The organism is Streptomyces sp. NPDC052023 (assembly GCF_044548465.1).
Taxonomy (GTDB): domain Bacteria; phylum Actinomycetota; class Actinomycetes; order Streptomycetales; family Streptomycetaceae; genus Streptomyces.
Window position 1 is genome coordinate 26,153 of the sequence record NZ_JBIUBW010000016.1, and the last position, 23,600, is coordinate 49,752.

The window sequence follows — 23,600 nt, forward strand, 5'->3', positions numbered from 1 at the left end:
TCGGCACTGACAATGGGGTTGAGCTGGGGTTTGGGCGGGGGCGGTGCCTGTGGCGGTGCGGGTTGCGCGGGTGCGGGTGGCGTACCGACGTGTCTGTCCCTGTCGACGCGCCGACCGCTGCGGGCGGACAGCCGCCCCCGGCACGTCCCCCCCCGCGCCCAGGCGTGGGCGGGAGGGCCCTCCCGCCGTCACCGGCCGGGTGGCGGAGAATGACGTCATGGGGTCGGGTGAGCGCGCGCGGCACTGGCAGTACTCGGAGCTGCCCGGTGTGGATCTGCTGCGTGCCCGGTACGTGCGGAAGACCTTTGTGCGGCATACGCACGAGCACTTCGTGATCGCCGCCATCGCGGACGGGGTGGAGGTCTTTCACCACGGTGGGGGCGATCAGTACGCGGGGGCCGGGGCGCTGGCGCTGGTCAATCCCGATACGCCGCACACCGGGCGGGCCGGGGTGCCCGAGGGGTGGCGGTACGGGGCTGTCTATCCCTCGCCGGACCTGGTGGCGGAAATCGCTGCCGAGACGACGGTGATCCGGGGCACCCCCGGATTCGTGCGGCCGGTGCTCGAGGATCCGTACGCGGTGGCACTGGTGCATCAGGTCCTGCGTGCCGCGGACGAGGGGAACGCCCTCGCCGCCGACACGCTCCTGCGGGTCGCTGTGACGCGGCTGCTGCGGCTGAACGGCGGCCCGCTGCCGCAGCGGGAGGTGCGGACGGCGGGGGCCCGGACCGCGGCACGCGCGCGGGAGGTGCTGGAAGCGCGGATGGCCGAGCCGCCGGGCCTGGAGAGGCTTGCGGAGGAGCTCGGGACCAGCCCGTTCGCGTTGCTGCGTGCGTTCCGGGAGTCGTACGGGATGCCGCCCCACACCTGGCTGACCGATGCCCGCGTGCGGCGGGCGCGGCGGCTGCTCGACGGCGGGACGGCACCCGCGGAGGCCGCCGCACTGGTGGGGTTCACGGACCAGCCTCACCTGAACCGGCACTTCAGCCGGATCGTCGGGGTGCCACCGGGGGCCTACCAGCGGGAGCGCAAGAACGTACAAGACGCCGCCGGGCGAGTGCGCCTACCGTCGGGCACGTGGCAGATCAGACAGCTCTCGCAGACATACGAACCGATGGACGGCCGGATGCCGCCGTCGTACGGGACGCCCTCGGTGTCGGAGTCGCCGTAGGACTGTCGGGGTTCGCGTTCGGGGTGACCTCGGCGGGAAGTGGGCTCACGCTGTGGCAGACGTGTGCGCTCAGTCTGCTGGTGTTCACCGGCGCCTCCCAGTTCGCGCTGGTGGGGGCGCTCGCCGCGGGCGGCAATCCGTTCACGGCGGCCGCGGGCGCCTTCTTCCTTGGGGTGCGCAACGCCTTCTACGGGCTGCGGCTGTCGCAATTGCTTGCCCTCCCGCGCGCGGTGCGCCCGTTCGCCGCGCAGTGGGTGATCGACGAGACGGCCGCGGTCGCCCTGGCACAGCCCACGCGGCGCAGCGTCCGGATCGGTTTCACGGTGACCGGTCTCAGCCTGTATGTGCTGTGGAACCTGACCACGCTGCTGGGCGCGCTGGGGGCCGAGGCCATCGGCGACACGGCCGCATGGGGACTCGACGCGGCCGGCCCGGCGGTCTTCCTGGCGTTGCTGGCGCCGATGCTGACGAGCGCGACCGAGCGGGTGGTCGCCGGGCTCGCCGTGCTTCTGGGGCTGGGGCTGCTGCCGGTGCTGCCTGCCGGTCTGCCCGTGCTGGTGGCCGCGCTGGCGGCACCGGCCGTGCTGTGGGTGCGGGGACGTCGCGCGGGACGGGAGGAGGTTCGTTGAACGTCTGGATCGCGATCGGTGTCACCGCCGTCAGCTGTTACGCCGTGAAGCTCGCCGGACTGCTGGTGCCGGCCGGCGTGCTGGAGCGCCCCCTCGTCGAACGGCTCGCCGCGCTGCTGCCGGTTGCCCTGCTCGCCGCCCTCACGGCCCAGCAGACATTCGCCGACGGGCGGGCGCTGGTGCTGGACGCGCGGGCCGCGGGGGTCGCCGCGGCCGCCGTGGCGCTGATGCTGCGTGCTCCCTTTCTGCTGGTCGTCGCGGCGGCTGTCGTCGTGACGGCGGGGGTACGGGCGATCGGTGGGTGAGGTGCGGATTCAGCCGATGGGCCGGGCGTAGGACCTGAGGGTGCGCAGGGCCTGGATGGTGACCAGGGGGCGGGCCTCCAGGGCGGGGGCGGGGGCCCAGCGGCGCCAGCGGAGGGGCCAGCCACCGTCCTGCTGCTGTTCGCTCGCGAGGAAGTCGAGGGAGCGTTCCATCTCGTCGTCCGTGAACCACGCCCGCGCGAGGGAGTGCGGCGTCTTGGCGTAGTCGTGCGGGAAATGGTGCTCGCCAGGGGCGTACCCGGGAGCGACGGGGTAGGTGTCCAGCTGCCCGGGATCGAAGGCGGCGAGGCGGTGTTCGCGCACCAGCCGGCCCAGACGGTCGGCGGCCGCCTCCGCGCGCGGGCGGTCGGGCGCGGAGTCCAGGAAGGTCACGGCCGCCTGGATCTCGTAGGGATGGGACCGCTCCAGGGAATCGACGGCCTGCCAGCAGAAGTCGGTGGCCCGGAACAGCCAGGCGTGCCATACCTCGTTGCGGTGCAGGACGCCCACCACCGGCCCGGTGGCGAGGAGTTCGCTCGGCGGGTCGTCGACAACCGGTACGAAAGGGGCCGTCGGATAGCCACGCTGGCTGGGATGGACCGCCGGCAGGGCGCCGTCCGGGGTGGAGACCGACGTCAGATAGCGGCACACCCGCTCCACGCGCTGGCCGCCGCAGCGCCCCACGGCGTCCAGCACGTGCAGGGCGTGCGCGGTGTGCAGTGGCTGGCTGACCGGACCGCGCAGATCGGGTTCCAGAGCGTGGCCGTATCCGCCGTCCTGGTTGCGATAGGCGTCCAGTGCCGTCTCCACCGGGTCGGCGCCGCCGTGGAGGAAGTGGTACGCGAAGAGGCGCTGCTCCAGCACGCGCGCGGTGAGCCAGACGAACTGCTCGGCGCGGAACAGCGGGGAGTGCGCCGGGGGCGTCGGGGGGAGTGGTGAAGCTCCTGTTTCGGCCATGGCTCAGACCGTAGGACGGAAAGCGGTCTCGGCAGGCGCTCCCGGCTCGGGCCCACTCTCAGGGGCGGGATACTGGCGTCATGAGGTTGACGGTCTTCTGGGAGCGGATGGCGGAGCACTTCGGTGCGGGCTACGCCGACACCTTCGCGCGCGATCACGTGATGTCGGAGCTCGGCGAACGCACCGTGTACCAGGCGCTCGACGCCGGCTGGGAGGCCAAGGACGTGTGGCGTGTGGTCTGCGCGGTCATGGACGTGCCGCAGGAAAGGCGCTGAGGTCACGAAGATCGCAGGACGTCACCCGATTGTCGGTGGCGTGGGTGAGACTTGCATCGTGGCAGACGAGACAGGGCAGGCAGCCCCGCACGCAGCTCCCTCCAGCACGGCGCCGCCGCCCCGGCCCGCCGCCGGTGGGCGCATGCCGCGCTGGCTGCCGCGCGCCATGGTCCTGGCGCTCGCCCTGATCGCCGTGTTCCAGCTGGGCAGTTGGGCCTTCCACCAGCTGACCGGCCTGCTGATCAACATCCTGATCGCCTTCTTCCTGGCTCTCGCCATCGAGCCGGCCGTGAGCTGGATGGCCTCGCGCGGAATGCGCCGGGGGCTGGGCACGGGCCTTGTCTTCCTCGCCGTGATGATCTTCTCGGCGGGCTTCGTCACACTGCTCGGCTCCATGCTCGCGGGCCAGATCATCACGATGGTCGAGGGCTTCCCCGGCTACATCGACTCCGTCATCAACTGGATCAACACGCACTTCAAGACCGAGCTGAGACGCGTGGACATCCAGGAGGGCGTGCTCCGCTCCGACTGGCTGCGCAACTACGTGCAGAACAGCGCGACCGGCGTCCTCGACGTGTCCGCGCAGGTGCTCGGGGGCCTGTTCCAGTTGCTGACGATCACCCTGTTCGCGTTCTACTTCGCCGCCGACGGCCCGCGGCTGCGCCGCGCGCTGTGCTCCGTGCTGCCGCCCGCCCGGCAGGCCGAAGTGCTGCGCGCATGGGAGATCGCCGTCAACAAGACCGGTGGCTATCTCTACTCGCGCGGTCTGATGGCGCTCATCTCGGGAGTGGCGCACTTCATTTTGCTGGAGTTCCTGGACGTGCCGTACGCGCCCGTGCTGGCCGCCTGGGTGGGGCTGGTGTCGCAGTTCATCCCCACCATCGGTACGTATCTCGCGGGCGCCCTGCCCATGCTGATCGCCTTCACGGTCGATCCCTGGTACGCGCTGTGGGTACTGATCTTCGTCGTGATCTACCAGCAGTTCGAGAACTACGTGCTGCAGCCCAAGCTGACCTCCAAGACCGTCGACATCCACCCCGCGGTCGCCTTCGGGTCGGTCGTCGCGGGCACCGCCCTGCTCGGCGCGGTCGGTGCGTTGATCGCCATCCCGGCGATCGCGACGCTCCAGGCGTTCCTGGGCGCGTATGTGAAGCGGTACGACGTCACGGACGATCCTCGGGTCCAGGGGCACCGCAGACAGGCACCGGGGACGGGGCTGGTCACGCGCGCCCGGCGAGTGTGGGGGCGGCTGCGGGCGGCGGAGTCCGGGGCGCCGGGGAGCGGTGCAGACTGCCCTTCGGGGGCTTCGGATGGCTCGGGGGCAGGGGCTTCGAGCGAGCCGGACGAGCCGGGGGAAGGCTCCGCGGACGAACGTTCCTGACGGCAGCGCGGCGTGAGTGCGTACGGACGTCCGGCTGACGTCCGAGCAGGCCTGTCCTGACGACCGTCCGCACCGCGCCCCCGGCAACGGCGGCCCCGTGCACAGGGAAGTCGGCGGGTTGCGGGGCCGGGGGGTGGAAGCGGGGGCCGGTGTCAGTGCGCGGTCGTAGTCTCGGAGGTACCGCGTGGTGAGCTTGACACGAAAATCGAACATCCATTCTTATGGAGGCTCCGGTGAGGCTCTCGGCGGGGATCTCCACAGGGATTTGATGGAGAAGTGCCCGAGTTATCCACAGGCTGGACCGGCGTCGGGGCGCATTGTCAGTGGCAGGCGTTAGCGTCTTTGACGTGAAGCGATCGACTCAAGCAAACCGGGTGGAACCCATGGCAGGTACCGACCGCGAGAAGGCACTCGACGCCGCCCTCGCGCAGATTGAACGGCAATTCGGCAAGGGCGCGGTCATGCGCATGGGCGAGCGGGCGAAGGAGCCCATCGAGGTCATCCCGACCGGGTCGACCGCGCTCGACGTGGCCCTCGGCGTCGGCGGTCTGCCGCGCGGCCGTGTCGTGGAGATCTACGGCCCGGAGTCCTCCGGTAAGACGACCCTGACCCTGCACGCGGTGGCGAACGCTCAGAAGGCCGGCGGACAGGTCGCCTTCGTGGACGCGGAGCACGCCCTCGACCCCGAGTACGCGAAGAAGCTCGGCGTCGACATCGACAACCTCATCCTGTCCCAGCCCGACAACGGCGAGCAGGCCCTGGAGATCGTGGACATGCTGGTCCGCTCCGGCGCCCTCGACCTCATCGTCATCGACTCCGTGGCCGCGCTCGTCCCGCGTGCGGAGATCGAGGGAGAGATGGGCGACAGCCACGTGGGTCTGCAGGCCCGCCTGATGAGCCAGGCCCTGCGGAAGATCACCAGCGCGCTCAACCAGTCCAAGACCACCGCGATCTTCATCAACCAGCTCCGCGAGAAGATCGGCGTGATGTTCGGCTCGCCGGAGACCACGACCGGTGGCCGGGCGCTGAAGTTCTACGCTTCGGTGCGCATCGACATCCGCCGCATCGAGACCCTGAAGGACGGCACGGAGGCGGTCGGCAACCGCACCCGTTGCAAGGTCGTCAAGAACAAGGTCGCGCCGCCCTTCAAGCAGGCCGAGTTCGACATCCTCTACGGCCAGGGCATCAGCCGCGAGGGCGGCCTGATCGACATGGGTGTGGAGCACGGCTTCGTCCGCAAGGCCGGCGCCTGGTACACCTACGAAGGCGACCAGCTCGGCCAGGGCAAGGAGAACGCCCGCAACTTCCTCAAGGACAACCCCGACCTGGCCAACGAGATCGAGAAGAAGATCAAGGAGAAGCTGGGCGTAGGGGTGCGTCCGGAGGAGCCCGCGGCGGAGCCGGGCACGGACGCCGCGGTCTCCGCTCCCGCGGACGACCCGGCCAAGGCGGTACCGGCCCCGGCGGCGGCCAAGACCGCGAAGACCAAGGCCGCGGCTGCCAAGAGCTGACCCGTGACACGGCGAACCGACTGGGCCGAGTACGCATACCTCGACACCGGCATCCCGCGGGAGCCGGCCCCGGGGAGCGCGGACGAGGGGGGCTCTGCCGGGACCGAGCGTGGTGAGGACCGCTACGACGGGGGCTTGCACCCCGGTGCGGGCGATGGTGGCGGGCCCCGTGGGGGGCGCGGCGAGGCCGGCGTGCGGCGGGGGCGCGGGCGTCGCCGGCGTGGCTACTCACAGCCGTCCGCTTCGGAGCCGTCCGCCGAGGACGGGGGCACCTCCTCCTTGTCGAGGGCCGAGCAGGAGGAGTCCCCAGGGGACCCGGCTGAGCGGGCACGGGCGATCTGCCTGCGCCTGCTCACCGGGACCCCGCGCACGCGGAAGCAGCTCGCGGACGCCCTTCGCAAGCGGGAGATCCCGGACGACGTCGCCGAGGATGTGCTGTCCCGGTTCGAGGAGGTCGGACTGATCAACGACGGTGCCTTCGCGGACGCCTGGGTGGAGTCCCGGCACCATGGCCGGGGGCTGGCGCGGCGTGCGCTGGCACAGGAGCTGCGGACCAAGGGCGTCGATTCCACACTGATCGAGGAGGCCGTCGCCCAGCTCGACACGGAGCAGGAGGAGGCGACCGCGCGTGAACTCGTCGCCCGGAAGCTGCGCTCCACCCGAGGTCTCGACCGCGACAAGCGGCTCAGGCGGCTGGCGGGGATGCTCGCGCGGAAGGGCTATCCCGAGGGGATGGCCTTGCGGGTGGTCAGGCGGGCTTTGGAGGAAGAGGGGGAAGATACGGAGTTCCTCGGCGAGGAGGGGTTCTAGCCGCGCCGGGTTCCAAGGCGTGCGTCACAGGTTCGCCGTCACGGGCAGCCCCGCACTCCGCCAAGCCTGGAAGCCGCCCGTCACATCGGTCGCCCGGCGCAACCCCAGGCGGTGCAGGGATTCCGCCGCAAGGCTGGACGCGTAACCCTCGTTGCAGATCACCACAACCCGCACGTCATGGCCGACGGCCTCGGGGAGGCGGTGACTGCCGAGGGGGTCGAGGCGCCACTCCAGTTCGTTGCGCTCCACTACCAGGGCGCCGGGGATCAGTCCGTCCCGTTCGCGGAGGGCCTCGTACCGGATGTCCACGAGGAGGGCCTCGCCGGACCGGGCGGCCTCGTACGCCTCTTGCGGGTCGATCCGGACGTACCCCTCGCGAACCCGTTCCAGCAACTCGTCGATGCCCACCGGCGCCTCACGCCTCACGCTCATCGTTCCTCCTCAACCTCCTTGCGCAGCCTGCCTGTCCGGCGGCACCTCCCGTCATGCGCCGCCTCACTGCCAGTCCTCCGGCCGCTCGACCTGCTCCAGCCGCAGCACGTTGTGCGCACGGCTGTACCGGCGGATCCGCGGCAGTGGCGGGTAGTAGGCGTGCACGGAGACGGCGTGCCGGCCGGGGGACTCGTTGAGTACTTCGTGCACATGGTGGTGCCCGAAGGCGCGGCCCCGGCCTGCCGGCAGGCGGCGCTGCCGGTCGACGTCCTCGGTGAGTTCCAGGGTCTTCCAGCCGTCGGTGGGCAGCCTGGCGGCGAGGGAGTTCTCCGTGAGTTCGCCGCGGGCGGTGACAAAGGCGCCGACCGAGTCGGCGTGGTCGTGCCAGCCGGTGCCCGTGCCGGGCGGCCAGCCGATCAGCCAGGCCTCGCTGCCGCCCGGCCCCTCCAGCCGTACCCAGGTGCGGCCCTGCGGGTCGAGCGGCAGGGAGTCGATCAGCGCGGCGTCGGCGGCCGTACGCCGGACGAAGTCGAGCAGATCGGCCTGTGCCGGGGCGGCAGTGGCGGACCCGGAAGCGGAAGGGGACACGGAGGCGTGGGGAGAGACAGACAAGGTGCACCGTCCTGATGAGCGTTCGCGTGAGCGCGCGGCGAGGCGTCAGCGGCGCGCGCGGGTAGAGAAAGGCGAGATCAGCAGGAGGGGCGACACACGCAGCCCGCATAGCGGACGAGGTCCATATGGACCCTCCGCCACAGGCGCACACAGGTGTCGGTCACGATCCGGAGTACACCACGCCGGTACGGACCGGTCAACTCGCCGCCACCCTGCGGACGGTCACAGGGTGGCGGTGAGGACGAGGCGCACCCGGCGCCCCGGAGGACCGACGTCAGCGTGAGCCCGCGGTGGCCTCCGCCGTGGCCTTGGCCGGGCCGCCCAGCGCCGCCTCGGCGGCCGCGTACAGGTCGGCCGGGCGGACGCCGTTGAGGGCAGTGACCAGATGACCGTCGGGACGGATGAGGAGCACGGTGTGGGCGGACGCACCCGGGTAGCGCTCGGCGACGAGCAGCTCGGCCGGGTGCGGCAGCGCCGTGACCGCGGCCGCGAGCCGGGGCATGATCCCGGCGGTCACCCAGTGCTTGCGTTCCCAGACGCCGGTGCCCGGGGCGATCAGTACGACGAGCAGAGCGCCTCGCCCGAGCCGGTCGCGCAGCCGTACGAAGGAACCATCCTCCGCCGTGACGCGCACATCCGTCACCGGTGCACCGGGTTGCGTGTCGACGGGGACCTCCGCCTCGATACGCGGAGCGGCGAGGGGTGAGCCGGCGTAGGTGGACGTCTCGCCCAGCGGTCCGCGCCCCAGGTGCCCGTCGATGAGCAGCGCGTCGTGTCCGCGGCTCGCGCCGGGCACGTAGGAGCGCAGGGCATTGCCTCCGCGGAGCAGCGGCAGCACCTGGTCGGCGGCGCGCAGCCGGGCGGCGACGATCGCGCGGCGCTCGGCCTGATAGCTGTCGAGGAGCGTTTCACGGGGCCCGTGGTGCCAGGCCAGTGCCAGCTTCCAGGCGAGGTTGTCGGCGTCCTTGAGTCCCTCCTCCAGTCCCTGCGTGCCGAGCGCTCCGAGCAGGTGCGCGGCGTCCCCGGCGAGGAAGACGCGGCCCACCCGCCAGCGGCGGGCAAGCCGGTGGTGGACGGTGTGGACGCCGGTGTCGAGGAGTTCGTACGGCGGTGTCGAGCCGCCGGTCCACCCCGCGAGGGTTTCCCGGATGCGGGTGACCAGGAGCTCGGGCGTGACCAGGTCCTTGCCGGGAGGCAGGAGCCAGTCGAGCCGCCAGACGCCATCGGGAAGCGGGCGAGCGGCGATCTCGCCGGCGGAGGGACCCGACGTCCGCCACGGCGGCGTCCGGTGGATCCATGCCTGGCGGGGCCAGGGGAGTTCCGTGCGCAGCGCGGCGACGGCGTATCGTTCCACCGCCGTACGGCCGGGGAAGCGGACGTCCTGGAGCTTGCGGACGGTCGAGCGGGGGCCGTCGCAGCCGACCAGATAACTGCCTCGCCACCACGTGCCGTTGGGACCCCGGGTGTGCGCGGTGACGCCGGAGGGCTCCTGCTCGATGGTGTCGAGCCAGCTGTCCACCGCGACCTTGACGAGGGGCTCGTGGTCGATGGCGGCGCGCAGGGCGTCGGTGAGGACGTGCTGGGCGACGTGCACGGGCGGCTGCTCGGGGGCGGCGCCGGTGGTCACGGCGTAGTCCGAGCCGAGCTGGTGCCCCGGGTCTTCCGGGCGGAGGCGGCCGCGGTCGGCGGAGCCGGGGGCTTTGCCGATGAGGCCGCCGTAGGCGTCGGCGTCGCCGGAGTCCTCGAACGTGATCTCCCGGACCACCTGCCTGCGCCGCATCGACCGCCATCCGGCCCAACGGGTCCCGGCCTCGTCGAGGGGTACCCCGGTCAGCCGTTCCATGAGCGCGGCGGTGTCGTCGCGCAGGACGAGGGTGCGGGCGAGCCGTGGCTCGTCCTTGCCCGGGCCCTCGTCGAGGACGACGGACGGGACTTCCTGACGCGCCAGCGCCAGGGCGAGCGTGAGCCCGACGGGCCCCGCTCCGACGATGATCACCGGATCCACGCGGCGCTCCCTGTCCGCAGCGGTGCCTTCGGAGACGTGTGTGAACAGGAGGTTGGAGCAGGGTGCACGATCACAGAACGTATGCAACCCATTGCCGGTGCTTGCGTCAAGTGACGAGGGGCAGTGGCGATCATGCCACTGCCCCTCAGGCCACGGAAAGCTCTTGACGTGCCCTCAGATGCCGCCTCCAGGGCCGGTGTCGTGGGTCGCCCCGACCTCGGCCGCGTTGAGGTCGTCCACCTTCTCGGCCCCGAGCACCGCTCCGGTGCTCCGCTTGCTGCGCCGCAGGCGGGCCTCCAGCCAGCCGGCGAAGCTGGTCAGGGCGAAGTTCAGGACGATGAAGATGATCGCCACGACGATGAAGCTCGGGATGACGTTGGCGTAGTTGGCCGCGAGCGTGTTGCGAGCGCTGACGAGTTCGCTGAAGTTGAGCAGCGCGCCGCCCAGCGCCGTGTCCTTCACGATGACGACCAGCTGGCTGACGATGGCCGGGAGCATCGCCGTGACGGCCTGCGGCAGCAGGATGGTGGACATCGTCTGGCCCTTGCGCAGACCGATGGCCTGTGCGGCCTCCGTCTGTCCCTTCGGCAGGGAGAGGATGCCGGCCCGGACGACCTCGGCGAGGACCGAGGCGTTGTACAGGACCAGGCCGGTGACGACCGCGTAGAGAGGCCGGTCGTCGCTGGTGATGTCCGTGGAGCGGGCGTAGAACTCGTTGGCGAACAGCATCAGCAGCAGTACCGGGATCGCACGGAAGAACTCGACCACCGCGCCGGCGGGAACCCGGACCCACCGGTGGTCGGACATCCGTGCGATGCCGAATATGGCGCCCAGGGGGAGGGCGATGACCATGGCGAGCGCCGCGGCCTTCAGCGTGTTGGCGAGGCCGGGCAGCAGAAACGTCGTCCACGCCTCGCCCTCGGTGAACGGCTTCCACAGGGCCGACTCCAGCTGGCCCTTGTCGTCCATGACCTGCCAGACCCACCACCCGACCAGAGCGAGCAGGACGACGAAGGTCACCGAGAAGATGATGTTGCGCCGCTTGGCCTTGGGGCCCGGGGCGTCGTAGAGAACGGAAGTCATCGCTTCACCGCCAGTCGCTTGCTCAGCCAGCCGAGGATCAGGCCGGTGGGCAGGGTCAGTACCACGAAACCGAAGGCGAAGACCGCGCCGATGAGCAGGGTTTGAGCCTCGTTCTCGATCATTTCCTTCATCAGCAGAGCTGCTTCCGCCACACCGATCGCGGCCGCCACCGTGGTGTTCTTGGTCAGCGCGATCAGGACGTTGGCCAGCGGGCCGATGACCGAGCGGAACGCCTGCGGCAGCACGACGAGCCGCAGTACCTGGCTGAAGCTCAGTCCGAGGGCACGGGCCGCCTCGGCCTGCCCGACGGGCACGGTGTTGATGCCGGACCGCAGCGCCTCGCAGACGAAGGCGGCGGTGTAGGCGGCGAGGCCCAGGACCGCGAGCCGGAAGCCCTGCAGTTCGAAGTCGTCCGGCGCGCCCATGGTCACCCCGAAGATGTCGGCGAGGCCGAGCGAGGTGAAGACGATGATGACCGTCAGGGGGATGTTCCGGACGATGTTCACATAGGCGGTGCCGAAGCCGCGCATCAGCGGCACCGGGCTGACCCGCATCGCGGCCAGCAAGGTGCCCCAGACCAGCGAGCCGATGCCGGAGAACACGGTGAGCTGCACCGTCACCCAGAAGGCGCCCAACAGGCTCGGGTCGTCATAGTCAGAAAGAAAGTCGAACACGATCTCCCGCGCTTCCGGGTGTGTGACGAACGTGGCGGGCATGGCGCGCCGCCGCCGGGACAGCGGCCGGCGGCGGCGCGCCCGCGAAGCACTCCGCTAGGTGCGGACTCCCGCGTTACTTGACGATCTGGCCGATCTTCGGCGCGGGCTCGTTCTGGTAGTCGGCCGGACCGAAGTTGTCCGTGACGGCCTTCTCCCAGGCCTTCTCACTGACCATCTTCTCCAGCGCTTCGTTGATCTTGTTCACGGTCTCGGTGTCGCCCTTCTTGACGCCGATGCCGTAGTTCTCGTTGCTGAGCTTCAGGCCCGCGAGCTTGAACTGGCCCTTGTACTGGTCCTGCGAGGCGAAACCGGCGAGGATCGAGTCGTCGGTGGTCACCGCGTCCACGGCGCCGCTCTGCAGACCGGCGATGCACTCCGAGTAGGTGCCGTTCTGCTTCAGCTGGGCCTGCGGAGCGATCTCGGCCTTGACGTTCTGCGCGGAGGTGGAGCCGGTCACCGAGCACAGCTTCTTGCCGTTGAGGTCGGTGCCCTCCTTGATGTCGGAGTCCGCCTTGACCAGCAGGTCCTGGTGGGCCAGGAGGTACGGGCCGGCGAAGTCGACCTTCTCCTTTCGCTCGTCGGTGATGGAGTAGGTGGCCGCGATGAACTTCACGTCGCCGCGGGAGAGAGCGTTCTCGCGGTCGGCGCTCTTGGTCTCGACCCACTCGATCTGGTCGGCCTCGTAGCCCAGCTCCTTGGCCACGTAGGTGGCCACGTCCACGTCGAAGCCGGAGAAGGAGCCGCCGGGCTCCTTCAGGCCGAGACCGGGCTGGTCGTACTTGATACCGATCTTGATCTTGTCCTTGTCACCGGAGCCCGAGTCCGAGTCGCCCCCACCACAAGCGGTCGCGGTCAGGGACAGGACAATCGCGGTGGTCGCCGCGGCGGTGACCTTGCGGAGCTTCATGTGAACATCCTTTGCGTGGTGAAGTGGAGGGCCGTCCGGTGCGGGGCGGGAACGCGGCTTGTCGCGAGGCGCGACGAGCGACGGTCAGTGGTGGAGGATCTTCGACAGGAAGTCCTTGGCGCGGTCGCTGCGCGGGTTGCTGAAGAACTGGTCCGGCACGGCCTCTTCGACGATGCGGCCGTCTGCCATGAACACCACGCGGTTCGCAGCGGATCGGGCGAAGCCCATCTCGTGCGTCACGACGATCATGGTCATGCCGTCACGGGCGAGCTGCTGCATGACCTCCAGCACCTCGTTGATCATCTCCGGGTCGAGGGCCGAGGTCGGCTCGTCGAAGAGCATCACCTTCGGGTCCATGGCCAGCGCCCGCGCGATCGCGACGCGCTGCTGCTGGCCACCGGAGAGCTGCGCCGGGTACTTGTCCGCCTGCGAGGCGACGCCGACCCGGTCGAGCAGGGCCCGGGCCTTCGCCTCGGCCTGCTTCTTCTCCGTCTTGCGGACCTTGACCTGGCCCAGCATCACGTTCTCGAGCACGGTCTTGTGCGCGAAGAGATTGAACGACTGGAACACCATGCCGACGTCGGCGCGCAGCCGGGCGAGGGCCTTGCCCTCCGCGGGCAGCGGCTTGCCGTCGATGGTGATCGAGCCGGAGTCGACCGTCTCCAGCCGGTTGATGGTGCGGCACAAGGTGGACTTTCCGGACCCGGAGGGTCCGATGACCACGACGACCTCACCGCGGGCGATGGTCAGATCGATGTCCTGGAGTACGTGCAACGCGCCAAAGTGCTTGTTGACGCTCTTCAGGACGACCAGTTCGCCGGTCGCGGCCACATCTTCCTTGGCCACCGATACTTCGGTCATCGCTCTCGGGCTCCGTCCTCCTCGGTTTCGGAGGACAGTAGCCACCCTATGCGACCTGCGTCATTACATCTGAGGCGAATTTGAGTATCACGATCCGGTAGCAGCCGGACACGGGTGGTAAGACGGAGGGCCGGGCGCGTATCGGCCGGATAACGGAAGGCCCGCGCGACCGGAACCCTCTTGACGCCGTCCTCATCCATCAGCGTGACTGCCCTGGTGCACGCGCGCGCGTGCACACCTTTGTGTACCCGCCGAGTCCGTACCGCCGATGAACCGAAGGAGGCCGGGATGAGACTGCTCCTCGTCGAGGACGACAACCATGTCGCCGCCGCTCTGTCCGCGGTCCTCGCGCGGCACGGGTTCGACGTCACGCACGCCCGCAGCGGCGAGGAGGCCCTTCAGGCGCTCGTCCCGGAGGGCGCCGGCTTCGGTGTCGTCCTGCTCGACCTCGGCCTGCCCGACCAGGACGGCTACGAGGTGTGCAGCAAGATCCGCAAACGCACCAGCACCCCGGTGATCATGGTCACCGCGCGTTCCGACGTGCGCTCCCGGATACACGGCCTCAACCTCGGCGCCGACGACTACGTCGTGAAGCCCTACGACACGGGGGAGCTGCTCGCCCGGATCCACGCCGTCAGCCGGCGCACCGCCCACGAGGATCCCGCCTCGGGCGGTGAGACCGCGCTGCTCCTGGGCGCCGTACGCATCGAACTGCACACCCGTCAGGTCACCGTGGACGGAGCGGTCGTCCAGCTGACCCGCAAGGAGTTCGATCTGCTCGCCCTGCTGGCGCAGCGTCCCGGCGTGGTGTTCCGGCGGGAGCAGATCATCAGTGAGGTGTGGCGCACCAGCTGGGAGGGGACCGGCCGCACCCTGGAGGTGCATGTCGCGTCGCTGCGCGCCAAGCTGCGCATGCCCGCCCTGATCGAGACCGTACGCGGCGTCGGCTACCGGCTCGTCGCCCCGGCCACGTAGCGGGGCAGGGTGCGCACTCGTCTGCTGCCGCTGCTGATCGTCCTGATGGCGGCCGTACTGCTGGCGCTCGGCGTCCCGCTCGCCGTCAGCGTGGCCGCGGCACAGCAGCAGAAGGTGGTCGTCGACCGGATCGACGACACGGCGTTCTTCGCGGCCCTCGCCCAGTTCGTCAACGCCCCGCCCGAGCCCCCGGGCAGGCGCCTGGAGACGCTGAGCCGCGAACTCGACAGCTACTACGAGGTCTACGGCATCCGCGTCGGTGTCTTCTACGCCGATGACACCCCCATGGCTCACGCGCCGGCGGAATGGCGCCTCCCCCGTGAGGGCGAGGTGCGCGACGCCTTCGACGAGGCGCTGCTCAGCCGCCGCAGCGACGATCCCCGGCAGGTGTGGCCCTGGCAGGACGGCCGGCTCGTGGTGGCCTCGCCGGTCATCCGGGACGGCGACGTGGTCGCGGCCGTGGTCACGGACTCGCCCACCGGTCAGATGCGTTCGAAGATCCTTTACGGCTGGCTGGTCATCGCCGCCGGGGAGACGGCCGCCATGCTGCTGGCCGTCGGGGCCGCGCTGCGGCTGACCGGCTGGGTGCTCAGACCCGTACGCGTCCTGGACGCCACCACGCACGAGATCGCCACCGGGCGCCTGAAGTCCCGGGTCGCGGTGGCCAGCGGGCCGCCGGAACTACGTCGCCTCGCCCGGTCGTTCAACGAGATGGTGGACAACGTCGAGGACGTCCTGGAGCAGCAGCGCGCCTTCGTCGCCGACGCCTCGCACCAGTTGCGCAACCCGCTCGCCGCACTGCTGCTGCGCATCGAGCTGCTCGCCCTCGAACTGCCCGAGGGCAACGAGGAGATCGCCTCGGTCCAGGCCGAGGGCAAGCGCCTGGCGCGAGTCCTGGACGACCTGCTCGACCTGGCGCTCGCCGAGCACGCCGAGGCCGACCTGGGGCTGACCGACATCGGTGCGCTGGCCGCCGAGCGGGTCGCGGCCTGGGCGCCGACGGCCGGGGCGAAGGGCGTACGGCTGGTGGGGGACTGCCCGGCGACCACGGCGTGGGCCGACCCGGTGACGCTGTCCAGCGCGCTGGACGCGGTGATCGACAACGCGGTGAAGTTCACGCCCGAGGGCGAGTGCGTCGAGGTCACCGTCGCCTCCAACGGGGACACCTCGACGGTCGTGGTCGCCGACAGGGGGCCCGGTCTGACCGACGAGGAACTCACCCGCGTCGGCGACCGCTTCTGGCGCAGCGGACGGCATCAGAACGTGAAGGGCTCCGGGCTGGGCCTGTCCATCACGCGCGCGTTGCTCGCGGCGGCCGGCGGCTCCATCGCCTTCGAGCGGCACGAACCGCACGGGCTGAAGGTGACGCTGGCCGTGCCCCGGAACTCCCCTACGGCTTGACCGAGCGGTAGTAGCGCCGGGCGCCGTCGTGCAGCGGCAGCGGGTCCGTGTAGATGGCCGTGCGCAGATCGACCAGCTGCGCGGAGTGGACGTGCGCGCCGATGCCGTCGCGGCTCTTGATCACCGTGCGGGTCACCCACTCGGTGAGTTCGGGGTCCATGTCCTTGCGGGTGATCAGTACGTTCGACACCGCCATCGTGGGCACGGTGGCACCGCCCCGGGCACCGTACGCCGACTTGGGCAGGCTGGTCGCGCGGTAGTGGTGGGTGGCCGGACCCTGGCGGTGCAGCTCGGTGACGAAGTCGGCGTCGATCGGCACGAACCGGAACTCGAACTTCTTGGCCAGCCCCAGCAGCCCGTCCGTCGGCAGCCCGCCGGACCAGAAGAACGCCTCGATCTCGCCCCGCCGCAGCCGGGCCGGGCCGGTGTCTATGCCGTCGGACATCGGCGTGATGTCCTGCTGCGCGTCGATGCCGGCCGCCTTCAGCACCCGGGTGGCGATCAGCCGTACGCCCGAGTGCGGCAGCCCAATGGCGACCCGCCTGCCGCGCAGGTCCTCGACGGAGTCGATGTCCGAGTCGCGCGGGACGACGAGATGCACGTAGTCGTCGTACAACCGGGCCACCCCACGCAGCTGGTCCGCGCCCGGCCCCTCGTTCAGCTCGTACGTCTCCACCGCGTCGGCGGCGGCGATGGTGAAGTCCGCCTCGCCGGTCGCCACGCGTGCGACGTTCTCCTGCGAGCCGTCGCTCGTCATCAGCCGCACCTCGAGGTCCGGCATGTCCCTCGACAGCTCGCTGCGCAGCAGGGTGCCGTACTTCTGGTACACACCGCGCGGCGTGCCGGTGCTGAAGGTGATCGACCCCCTCGGCGGCTCCTCGCCCAGCGGCAGCAGCCACCACAGCAGCAGGCCGAGGGCGACGACGCCGGCGGCCGCGCCCTGCAGGGCCCTGCGGGTGCCGATACGGGGGAACGCTCTGGACATGCGCGCGATCCTGCCAGCACGCAAGGCTGCTGACCAGGACGGGAATCACAGAAGCTGTCAGTGGGGCCCGATAGTGTTTCGGGCATGAGTTCCTCGCCCGCCGACCTGGTCCGTGAATTCCATCTCGCCTTCGGTCTCGACGCCCGCAGCGTCCCCACGGAGGTCTCGCCCGAGCTGGCCGGACACAGGGGCGAGCTGCTCGCGGAAGAGGCCGCGGAGGTCGCCGAGGTATCGGTGACCGGCCCCCTCGACAGGCTCGCGCACGAACTGGCAGACGTCGTCTACGTGGCGTACGGCACGGCTCTGGTGCACGGCATCGATCTCGACGCGGTCATAGCCGAGATCCACCGCTCGAACATGACCAAGCTGGGCCCCGGCGGCCAGGTCGCGCGCCGTGCCGACGGCAAGGTGCTCAAGGGGGAGCACTACGAGGCTCCGGACGTGTCGGCGGTGCTGCGCCGGCAGGGGTGGCGTCCGGAGGGGGAGTGAGGCGGGGGCGTACAGCGGGCCGGGCATGGTGACGGCCGTGGTGTGGCGGCTCGGGTCCGGGCGGGGCGGTCCGCTTGCCGCGTGTTCACGCGCGCCCGGCCGACGGGGCTGGCGCAGTGTCAGGTCGCCGCCTGCGAGCCTCCCTTCATAGTGGGGGGAACCCGGGGGCGAGGGTGCCGCGCGGTGCAGGGGGGCGTCGGTGAGGAGCGCCCAGTGCGGGCGGGTCTCCCTGTGGGAGCCGGCCGCGGTGGCGCCCAGGCGCCGTCGAAGCGCCAGGCCCGTCCCGCGGCGTCCGCGACCTCGTCGCCCGGTTCCAGGAACGCGCAGGGCCTGAACAGCAGGTCGAAGGTGAACGGTGTCCCGTCGCCCGGGGTGAATCCCGTAGTCCGTGTCGTCGAGATGGCTGTCCGCCGGGACGCGGTACGAGAGGTACGACAGTCCCCGGGGCAGCACGCGGACGGCCAGGCGCGGGCGGGGCAGCCATCCGGTCTCCAGCGGGGGATCGAACCGGTCGACGGCCGTGACGTGGACCACCGTCCGTGGCACTCCCACCCGGCAGACGCCGCCGGGCCGCAGCTGCCCGGGCGCCGGGTCGGTGCGGAACGACTCCGTCTCGTGCCAGAACAGGGTGGCCGCGTCGATCCCGAGCGCCACCACCCCGTTCCAGCACAGGAACCGGCTGTCGCGGTCAGCCCTCGCGTCCGTCATGCGCTGAAGGCCACGGCCGCCTGCCCGGCGCGCACCTCAGTCCCCGACCGGCGCCTCCTCCCGGGCGTCCTCCGCCCGCCGTACCGGCCCGGACGGGCTCTTCGTGCGGCGTCGCGCCCAGCGCAACGCGAGGGGCTCGGTGTAACGGGCCGTGAGGGGGCCGAGGATGACCAGGATCAGGACGTACGCGGTGGCCAGGGGACCCAGCGACGGCTCGATGCCGGCCGTCACCGCGAGGCCTGCGATCACGATCGAGAACTCGCCGCGGGCCACCAGCGCGCCGCCCGTCCGCCAGCGGCCCTTGACGGAGATTCCGGCGCGCCGGGCCGCCCAGTAGCCGGTGGCGATCTTGGTGACGGCGGTGACGGCGGCCAGGGCGAGGGCGGGCAGCAGAACGGGCGGGATGCTCGCCGGGTCGGTGTGCAGGCCGAAGAAGACGAAGAACACCGCGGCGAACAGGTCACGCAACGGGCTGAGCAGGGTGTGCGCGCCCTCCGCGACCTCCCCGGACAGCGCGATGCCCACCAGGAACGCGCCCACCGCCGCCGACACCTGAAGCTGCTGGGCGATGCCCGCGACCAGGATCGTCAGCCCCAGGACGACCAGCAGCAGCTTCTCCGGGTCGTCGCTGGAGACGAACCGCGAGATGACGCGGCCGTAGCGCACCGCCGCGAACAGGACCAGCCCCGCCACGCCCAGCGCGATTCCCAGCGTCACGCTGCCGGCCGCCAGTCCGACCCCGGCGAGCAGCGCCGTGATGATGGGCAGGTACACGGCCATCGCGAGGTCCTCCAGGACCAGCACACTGAGGATGACCGGCGTCTCGCGGTTGCCGATCCGGCCCAGCTCGCCGAGCACCTTGGCGATCACACCGGAGGACGAGATCCAGGTGACGCCCGCCAGGACCACGGCGGCCACCGGGCCCCAGCCGAGAAGCAGCGCGGCCGCCGCGCCCGGCAGGGCGTTGAGGGCGAAGTCGACCAGGCCCGCCGGGTAGTGGGACTTGAGGTTGGTGACGAGGTCGCTGGCCGTGTACTCCAGGCCGAGCATGAGCAGCAGCAGGATGACGCCGATCTCGGCGCCGATGGCGATGAACTCCTCGCTCGCACCGAGCGGCAGCAGCCCGCCCTCGCCGAAGGCCAGCCCGGCGAGGAGATAGAGCGGGATGGGGGAGAAACCCAGCCGGCCGGCCATCCGGCCGAGCAGGCCCAGGCCTAGCAGAATCGAACCGAACTCGATCAACAGGACCGCAGAGTGCACCCGTTCACTCCCGCCCGAGTATCGCCGCGGCGGCGTCGACGCCCTCGCGGGTGCCGATGACGATCAGCGTGTCGCCGCCCGCGAGGCGGAAGTCCGGTGCCGGAGACGGGATCGCCCCGGCCCGCCGCAGCACGGCCACGACGGACGCGCCGGTCTCGGTCCGCAACCGGGTGTCGCCGAGGACCCGTCCGTTCCAGTACGAGGTCGCGCCCACCTCGATCCGCTCCGCCACCAGGCCCAGGTCCGTGGTCGACAGCAGATTGTTGCTGTGGTGCGAGGGCTGGAGCGCGTCGATGAGCGCGGCGGTCTCGGCGGTGGTCAGGTGCAGCGACTGGGCGCAGGAGTCGGGGTCGTCGGTCCGGTAGACGTTGACCGTCCGGGTGCCGTCCCGGTGGGCCACCACCGACAGATGGCGGTGTTCCCGGGTGACGAGGTCGTACTGGACCCCGATGCCTGGCAGCGGCGTCGCCCTCAGTCGTGGAGCGGACACGTTTCTTCCCCTTGCTCGTCGTTTCGCTGAGCGCCTTGGCGGGGGGCCGGGAGTCGTCCCGGCGGCCCGCGGCCCCGCCATGCTGCCATCCGCCCGTACGGTGGCGACATGGGTGTCAGCACGGATGGACGCGGGTCGCGGGGAGCGCAGAGGCTGGTCAGGGCTGTGCCGTCGGCCAGGACGGGGAAAGAGGCCGGCACAGGCGTGTCGCTGTTCTGGCGGATCTTCTCCCTGAACGCCCTCGGCCTGCTCGTGGCCACCGCCCTGCTGCTCGGTCCGGTCACGGTGTCGACCCCGGTGCTGCCGGGCGAGGCGCTGGTCGTCGTCTGCGGACTCGCGGCACTGCTCGCGGTCAACGCGGCCGTCCTGCGCGTCGGTCTGGCGCCGCTGGGCCGTCTCGGCCGGGCCATGGCCACCGCCGATCTGCTGCGGCCGGGCGCCCGCGCCGAGGTCGCCGGGCCGGTGGAGACGGCGGCGCTCATCAGGACGTACAACACGATGCTGGACCGGCTGGAGTCGGAACGCGCCGCCAGTGCGGCACGAGCACTCTCCGCCCAGGAGCGGGAACGCCACCGGATCGCGCGCGAACTCCACGACGAGGTCGGGCAGACCCTCACCGCGGTGCTGCTCCAGCTCAAGCGGGTCGCCGACCGGGCGCCGGAGGAGCTGCGGGAGGAGGTCGGCCAGGCGCAGGACGCGACCCGGGCCGGCCTGGACGAGATCCGGCGTATCGCGCGCCGGCTGCGGCCGGGGGTGCTGGAGGAGCTTGGGCTGTCCAGCGCGCTGCGGGCGCTGGGCGCCGAGTTCACCGCGCACGGGCTGACGGTGCGGCACGACGTGCGTGGTGAGCTGCCTCCACTCGACGAGGAGACCGAACTGGTGGTGTACCGCGTTGCCCAGGAAGGGCTCACCAACACCGCGCGGCACTCAGATGCCGACCGTGCGGAACTCCGGTTCGGGCCGGTCGCCGAGGGCGTCGAGCTGATCGTCCGGGACAATGGCAAGGGCCTCGGCGAGGCGGCGGAAGGGGCCGGAATCGGCGGGATGCGCGAACGGGCACTGCTGGTCGGGGCAGCGCTGACACTGGGGCCGGGACCCGAACGGGGCACGGAGATACGGCTCCGGATACCGGCCGGCGGCGAGGTCCGGTGATGCCGGCGCGGACGCGCGTGGACACGGGGCGGTGATGCGGACGGCGGCCGGGGCGCACGCCTGCCCGCGTGGGGACGGGGAAGCCGCAGGTGGGCGTTCTACGGTGTGCGGATGCGAACGGTGCCCAGGTGGGCCTTGGCCTCGTCGGGATGCGCGCCTGTCCTGCTGATCTCGGGCTGGACGATCGCGGCACGCCTGGAAGGCCCCGCCTACGACCCCTTCACTCAGACGATCAGCGTCCTGGCGGCCTACGGGGCCGCGGGGTCCTGGGTGATGACCGGAGCGATGCTCGCCCTGGGCACCTGCCACCTGCTGACCGCCTGGGCACTGCGCGTGGCCGCGCCCGCCGGACGGGTGGCGCTGGCCGCCGGTGGCGCGGCGGCGGTGCTGGTGGCAGTGCTTCCGGCCCCGAGCAGCGGGGGTTCGCTGCGCCACGGGTCCGTCGCCGCGGTCGCCTTCACGCTCCTCGCGGTATGGCCGGTCCTGGCCGCCGGACGCGGCGGTGCCACACCCTGGGCACTGCGTCCGGGACCCTGCGCCGCGGCGACCGCCGCGATGTGCGCCGGGGCTGCCTGGTTCCTGATGGAGACGGGCCACCAGGGACCGGCGGGCGCCGTCGAACGCCTGGTGACGACGCTTCAGTCCGTGTGGCCTTTCGTGGTCGTCGTCTCGTGCGTCCGCACCCCGGCCCCCGGCGACGGGCGTACGCCGTGAGGCCGGACCACTCCAGGGCATCACCCTCGGCCCCCACGGAGCGCGCCGTGGGTGGCGCTCCGTGGGAGAGCGGCACGCTCGCCCGGGTGGCCCCTCGACGGGCGTCTTCCGGGACTGGGGACGGGCCCCTGCCGGGGGATCTGCCGGAGCTGCGGGCGGGCCTCCTCCGAGACTGGGACGGGCCCCTTCCGGGACCGAGACAGGCCCCTTCCGGGACCGCCTACCCTTGACGCATGACCAGCAGCAGCGACCGGAGCCCGGCAGTGGACGTCCAAGCACCCAAGAGCTACGAGATCCGCACCTATGGGTGCCAGATGAACGTCCACGACTCCGAGCGATTGGCCGGGCTGCTGGAGGACGCCGGCTACGTCCGCGCACCGGAAGGGGCCGACGGCGAGGCGGACGTCGTCGTCTTCAACACCTGCGCGGTACGGGAGAACGCCGACAACCGCCTCTACGGCAACCTCGGTCACCTCGCGCCGAAGAAGGCCCAGCGGCCCGGCATGCAGATCGCGGTGGGCGGCTGCCTCGCGCAGAAGGACCGCGACACCATCGTGAAGCGGGCACCCTGGGTGGACGTCGTCTTCGGCACGCACAACATCGGCAAGCTGCCCGTCCTGCTGGAACGCGCGCGTGTGCAGGAAGAGGCCCAGGTCGAGATCGCCGAGTCGCTGGAGGCGTTCCCCTCGACGCTGCCGACGCGCCGCGAGAGCGCCTACGCGGCGTGGGTGTCGATCTCCGTCGGCTGCAACAACACCTGCACCTTCTGCATCGTCCCGGCGCTGCGCGGCAAGGAGAAGGACCGCCGCCCCGGCGACATCCTCGCCGAGGTCGAGGCCCTGGTCGCCGAGGGCGTCTCCGAGATCACCCTGCTCGGCCAGAACGTCAACGCGTACGGCTCCGACATCGGCGACCGCGAGGCCTTCAGCAAGCTGCTGCGGGCCTGCGGCACGATCGACGGCCTGGAGCGCGTCCGCTTCACCTCGCCGCACCCGCGCGACTTCACCGACGACGTCATCGCCGCCATGGCCGAGACGCCCAACGTGATGCCGCAGCTGCACATGCCACTCCAGTCCGGCTCGGACCCGGTCCTGAAGGCGATGCGCCGCTCGTACCGCCAGGATCGCTACCTGGGCATCATCGAGAACGTCCGCGCCGCCATCCCGCACGCCGCGATCACCACCGACATCATCGTGGGCTTCCCCGGCGAGACCGAGGAGGACTTCGAGCAGACCCTGCACGTGGTGCGCGAGGCCCGGTTCGCGCAGGCGTTCACGTTCCAGTACTCCAAGCGGCCCGGCACCCCGGCCGCCGAGATGGACGGGCAGATCCCCAAGGAGGTCGTCCAGGCCCGCTACGAGCGTCTGGTCGCTCTCCAGGAGGAGATCTCCTGGGACGAGAACAAGAAGCAGGTCGGTCGCACCCTGGAGCTGATGGTCGCCGAGGGCGAGGGGCGCAAGGACGGCGCCACCCACCGCCTCTCCGGCCGCGCCCCCGACAACCGCCTGGTCCACTTCACCAAGCCGGAGCAGGAGGTGCGCCCCGGGGACGTGGTCACGGTCGAGGTGACGTACGCCGCTCCGCACCACCTTCTCGCCGAGGGCCCCGTCCTCGCGGTCCGCCGCACGCGCGCGGGTGACGCCTGGGAGAAGCGCAACGCCGCGGCGGCCGCCAAGCCGGCGGGCGTGCTGCTCGGTCTGCCGAAGGTGGGCGTCCCGGAGCCCATGCCGGTGGCTTCGGGCAGCGGCTGCGGCTGCGACTGACACCGGGGCGC

25 protein-coding genes are annotated in these 23,600 nt (G+C 71.2%); 13 read left to right on the forward strand and 12 right to left on the reverse strand.

The genetic code is table 11. The features are described from left to right. The first annotated feature begins 217 nt into the window (after window positions 1–217). Genes ACIHCM_RS27035 through ACIHCM_RS27045 form a run of 3 tightly spaced genes read left to right on the forward strand, consistent with a single transcriptional unit; the run spans window position 218 to window position 2,105 of the window. On the forward strand, window positions 218–1,171 hold the full coding sequence (locus ACIHCM_RS27035; protein WP_399900907.1) for an AraC family transcriptional regulator: 954 nt from the start codon (window positions 218–220) through the stop codon (window positions 1,169–1,171). Beyond that, the gene (locus ACIHCM_RS27040) at window positions 1,078–1,800 is read left to right on the forward strand and encodes an AzlC family ABC transporter permease (RefSeq protein WP_399900910.1); all 723 of its coding nucleotides are present in this window, start codon (window positions 1,078–1,080) and stop codon (window positions 1,798–1,800) included. The genes ACIHCM_RS27035 and ACIHCM_RS27040 overlap by 94 nt, the downstream gene beginning before the upstream one ends. Further along, the gene (locus ACIHCM_RS27045) at window positions 1,797–2,105 is read left to right on the forward strand and encodes an AzlD domain-containing protein (protein WP_399900913.1); all 309 of its coding nucleotides are present in this window, start codon (window positions 1,797–1,799) and stop codon (window positions 2,103–2,105) included. The genes ACIHCM_RS27040 and ACIHCM_RS27045 overlap by 4 nt, the downstream gene beginning before the upstream one ends. A 9-nt stretch (window positions 2,106–2,114) precedes the next feature. On the opposite strand, the gene ACIHCM_RS27050 is transcribed toward ACIHCM_RS27045, so the two are convergent. Beyond that, window positions 2,115–3,059 (reverse strand): hypothetical protein, encoded by a 945-nt coding sequence (locus ACIHCM_RS27050; protein WP_399900916.1) that lies wholly within the window; start codon window positions 3,057–3,059, stop codon window positions 2,115–2,117. A gap of 80 nt (window positions 3,060–3,139) precedes the next feature. Between ACIHCM_RS27050 and ACIHCM_RS27055 the strand changes: the two genes are divergently transcribed. From ACIHCM_RS27055 to recX, 4 genes are all read left to right on the forward strand, one after another. After that, entirely contained in the window at window positions 3,140–3,334 is a 195-nt protein-coding gene (locus tag ACIHCM_RS27055) for a DUF3046 domain-containing protein (protein WP_399900919.1), read from the forward strand. Between the two features lie 142 nt (window positions 3,335–3,476). Continuing rightward, window positions 3,477–4,715, forward strand: a complete 1,239-nt coding sequence (locus ACIHCM_RS27060) for an AI-2E family transporter (protein WP_399901243.1) — start codon at window positions 3,477–3,479, stop codon at window positions 4,713–4,715. 383 nt (window positions 4,716–5,098) lie between these two features. Next, complete coding sequence (gene recA / locus ACIHCM_RS27065) at window positions 5,099–6,226, forward strand: recombinase RecA (protein WP_399900922.1); 1,128 nt, start codon at window positions 5,099–5,101, stop codon at window positions 6,224–6,226. A 3-nt stretch (window positions 6,227–6,229) separates the two neighbouring features. Beyond that, on the forward strand, window positions 6,230–7,036 hold the full coding sequence (gene recX, locus ACIHCM_RS27070; RefSeq protein WP_399900925.1) for a recombination regulator RecX: 807 nt from the start codon (window positions 6,230–6,232) through the stop codon (window positions 7,034–7,036). A gap of 24 nt (window positions 7,037–7,060) precedes the next feature. On the opposite strand, the gene ACIHCM_RS27075 is transcribed toward recX, so the two are convergent. The 8 genes from ACIHCM_RS27075 to ACIHCM_RS27110 form a co-directional block, all read right to left on the reverse strand. Continuing rightward, on the reverse strand, window positions 7,061–7,468 hold the full coding sequence (locus ACIHCM_RS27075) for a rhodanese-like domain-containing protein (RefSeq protein WP_399900928.1): 408 nt from the start codon (window positions 7,466–7,468) through the stop codon (window positions 7,061–7,063). Window positions 7,469–7,531: 63 nt separating this feature from the next. Beyond that, complete coding sequence (locus ACIHCM_RS27080) at window positions 7,532–8,080, reverse strand: cysteine dioxygenase (protein ID WP_399900931.1); 549 nt, start codon at window positions 8,078–8,080, stop codon at window positions 7,532–7,534. Window positions 8,081–8,157: 77 nt separating this feature from the next. After that, window positions 8,158–8,244, reverse strand: a complete 87-nt coding sequence (locus ACIHCM_RS27085) for a putative leader peptide (protein ID WP_313960178.1) — start codon at window positions 8,242–8,244, stop codon at window positions 8,158–8,160. A gap of 110 nt (window positions 8,245–8,354) precedes the next feature. Beyond that, window positions 8,355–10,085, reverse strand: coding sequence for an FAD-dependent monooxygenase (locus ACIHCM_RS27090; protein WP_399900934.1), 1,731 nt, complete (start codon window positions 10,083–10,085; stop codon window positions 8,355–8,357). A gap of 174 nt (window positions 10,086–10,259) precedes the next feature. Beyond that, window positions 10,260–11,168 carry an amino acid ABC transporter permease gene (locus tag ACIHCM_RS27095; RefSeq protein ID WP_399900937.1) on the reverse strand — a complete coding sequence of 303 codons (909 nt, stop codon included), beginning with the start codon at window positions 11,166–11,168 and terminating at the stop codon, window positions 10,260–10,262. Beyond that, window positions 11,165–11,842 (reverse strand): amino acid ABC transporter permease, encoded by a 678-nt coding sequence (locus tag ACIHCM_RS27100; RefSeq protein ID WP_399901246.1) that lies wholly within the window; start codon window positions 11,840–11,842, stop codon window positions 11,165–11,167. The genes ACIHCM_RS27095 and ACIHCM_RS27100 overlap by 4 nt, the downstream gene beginning before the upstream one ends. Before the next feature lie 115 nt (window positions 11,843–11,957). After that, window positions 11,958–12,791 (reverse strand): glutamate ABC transporter substrate-binding protein, encoded by an 834-nt coding sequence (locus ACIHCM_RS27105; protein ID WP_399900940.1) that lies wholly within the window; start codon window positions 12,789–12,791, stop codon window positions 11,958–11,960. A gap of 84 nt (window positions 12,792–12,875) precedes the next feature. Continuing rightward, a complete protein-coding gene (locus tag ACIHCM_RS27110; protein WP_399900943.1) occupies window positions 12,876–13,652 on the reverse strand; it encodes an amino acid ABC transporter ATP-binding protein in 777 nt (258 codons plus the stop codon). A 288-nt stretch (window positions 13,653–13,940) separates the two neighbouring features. Between ACIHCM_RS27110 and ACIHCM_RS27115 the strand changes: the two genes are divergently transcribed. Then, the gene (locus tag ACIHCM_RS27115; RefSeq protein WP_399900947.1) at window positions 13,941–14,627 is read left to right on the forward strand and encodes a response regulator transcription factor; all 687 of its coding nucleotides are present in this window, start codon (window positions 13,941–13,943) and stop codon (window positions 14,625–14,627) included. A 9-nt stretch (window positions 14,628–14,636) separates the two neighbouring features. After that, window positions 14,637–16,028 carry an ATP-binding protein gene (locus ACIHCM_RS27120; RefSeq protein ID WP_399900950.1) on the forward strand — a complete coding sequence of 464 codons (1,392 nt, stop codon included), beginning with the start codon at window positions 14,637–14,639 and terminating at the stop codon, window positions 16,026–16,028. Here the strand turns inward: ACIHCM_RS27120 and ACIHCM_RS27125 are convergent. Continuing rightward, window positions 16,018–17,013, reverse strand: a complete 996-nt coding sequence (locus ACIHCM_RS27125) for a TAXI family TRAP transporter solute-binding subunit (RefSeq protein WP_399900953.1) — start codon at window positions 17,011–17,013, stop codon at window positions 16,018–16,020. The genes ACIHCM_RS27120 and ACIHCM_RS27125 overlap by 11 nt on opposite strands. An 84-nt stretch (window positions 17,014–17,097) precedes the next feature. Between ACIHCM_RS27125 and ACIHCM_RS27130 the strand changes: the two genes are divergently transcribed. After that, on the forward strand, window positions 17,098–17,502 hold the full coding sequence (locus ACIHCM_RS27130) for a MazG nucleotide pyrophosphohydrolase domain-containing protein (protein ID WP_399900956.1): 405 nt from the start codon (window positions 17,098–17,100) through the stop codon (window positions 17,500–17,502). Between the two features lie 744 nt (window positions 17,503–18,246). Here ACIHCM_RS27130 and ACIHCM_RS27135 read toward each other — a convergent pair. Then, on the reverse strand, window positions 18,247–19,470 hold the full coding sequence (locus ACIHCM_RS27135; RefSeq protein WP_399900959.1) for a cation:proton antiporter: 1,224 nt from the start codon (window positions 19,468–19,470) through the stop codon (window positions 18,247–18,249). A 4-nt stretch (window positions 19,471–19,474) separates the two neighbouring features. Beyond that, window positions 19,475–19,960 (reverse strand): cation:proton antiporter regulatory subunit, encoded by a 486-nt coding sequence (locus tag ACIHCM_RS27140; RefSeq protein WP_399900962.1) that lies wholly within the window; start codon window positions 19,958–19,960, stop codon window positions 19,475–19,477. A 204-nt stretch (window positions 19,961–20,164) separates the two neighbouring features. Here ACIHCM_RS27140 and ACIHCM_RS27145 point away from each other — a divergent pair, with 204 nt between their 5' ends. From ACIHCM_RS27145 to miaB, 3 genes are all read left to right on the forward strand, one after another. After that, window positions 20,165–21,112, forward strand: a complete 948-nt coding sequence (locus tag ACIHCM_RS27145; protein ID WP_399900965.1) for a sensor histidine kinase — start codon at window positions 20,165–20,167, stop codon at window positions 21,110–21,112. A 111-nt stretch (window positions 21,113–21,223) separates the two neighbouring features. Then, entirely contained in the window at window positions 21,224–21,826 is a 603-nt protein-coding gene (locus ACIHCM_RS27150; RefSeq protein WP_399900968.1) for a DUF998 domain-containing protein, read from the forward strand. A 233-nt stretch (window positions 21,827–22,059) separates the two neighbouring features. Next, window positions 22,060–23,589: a tRNA (N6-isopentenyl adenosine(37)-C2)-methylthiotransferase MiaB gene (gene miaB / locus ACIHCM_RS27155; RefSeq protein ID WP_399900971.1), complete on the forward strand. Its 1,530-nt coding sequence runs from the start codon at window positions 22,060–22,062 to the stop codon at window positions 23,587–23,589. Window positions 23,590–23,600: the final 11 nt, after the last annotated feature.

Bases quoted from the DNA above. Each gene is read 5' to 3' on its own strand.
- ACIHCM_RS27035 (WP_399900907.1), top strand. From the start codon at position 218: ATGGGGTCGGGTGAGCGCGCGCGGCACTGGCAGTACTCGGAGCTGCCC.
- ACIHCM_RS27050 (WP_399900916.1), bottom strand. From the start codon at position 3,059: ATGGCCGAAACAGGAGCTTCACCACTCCCCCCGACGCCCCCGGCGCAC.
- ACIHCM_RS27055 (WP_399900919.1), top strand. From the start codon at position 3,140: ATGAGGTTGACGGTCTTCTGGGAGCGGATGGCGGAGCACTTCGGTGCG.
- ACIHCM_RS27060 (WP_399901243.1), top strand. From the start codon at position 3,477: ATGCCGCGCTGGCTGCCGCGCGCCATGGTCCTGGCGCTCGCCCTGATC.
- recA (WP_399900922.1), top strand. From the start codon at position 5,099: ATGGCAGGTACCGACCGCGAGAAGGCACTCGACGCCGCCCTCGCGCAG.
- ACIHCM_RS27075 (WP_399900928.1), bottom strand. From the start codon at position 7,468: ATGAGCGTGAGGCGTGAGGCGCCGGTGGGCATCGACGAGTTGCTGGAA.
- ACIHCM_RS27095 (WP_399900937.1), bottom strand. From the start codon at position 11,168: ATGACTTCCGTTCTCTACGACGCCCCGGGCCCCAAGGCCAAGCGGCGC.
- ACIHCM_RS27105 (WP_399900940.1), bottom strand. From the start codon at position 12,791: ATGAAGCTCCGCAAGGTCACCGCCGCGGCGACCACCGCGATTGTCCTG.
- ACIHCM_RS27110 (WP_399900943.1), bottom strand. From the start codon at position 13,652: ATGACCGAAGTATCGGTGGCCAAGGAAGATGTGGCCGCGACCGGCGAA.
- ACIHCM_RS27115 (WP_399900947.1), top strand. From the start codon at position 13,941: ATGAGACTGCTCCTCGTCGAGGACGACAACCATGTCGCCGCCGCTCTG.
- ACIHCM_RS27125 (WP_399900953.1), bottom strand. From the start codon at position 17,013: ATGTCCAGAGCGTTCCCCCGTATCGGCACCCGCAGGGCCCTGCAGGGC.
- ACIHCM_RS27130 (WP_399900956.1), top strand. From the start codon at position 17,098: ATGAGTTCCTCGCCCGCCGACCTGGTCCGTGAATTCCATCTCGCCTTC.
- ACIHCM_RS27150 (WP_399900968.1), top strand. From the start codon at position 21,224: ATGCGAACGGTGCCCAGGTGGGCCTTGGCCTCGTCGGGATGCGCGCCT.
- miaB (WP_399900971.1), top strand. From the start codon at position 22,060: ATGACCAGCAGCAGCGACCGGAGCCCGGCAGTGGACGTCCAAGCACCC.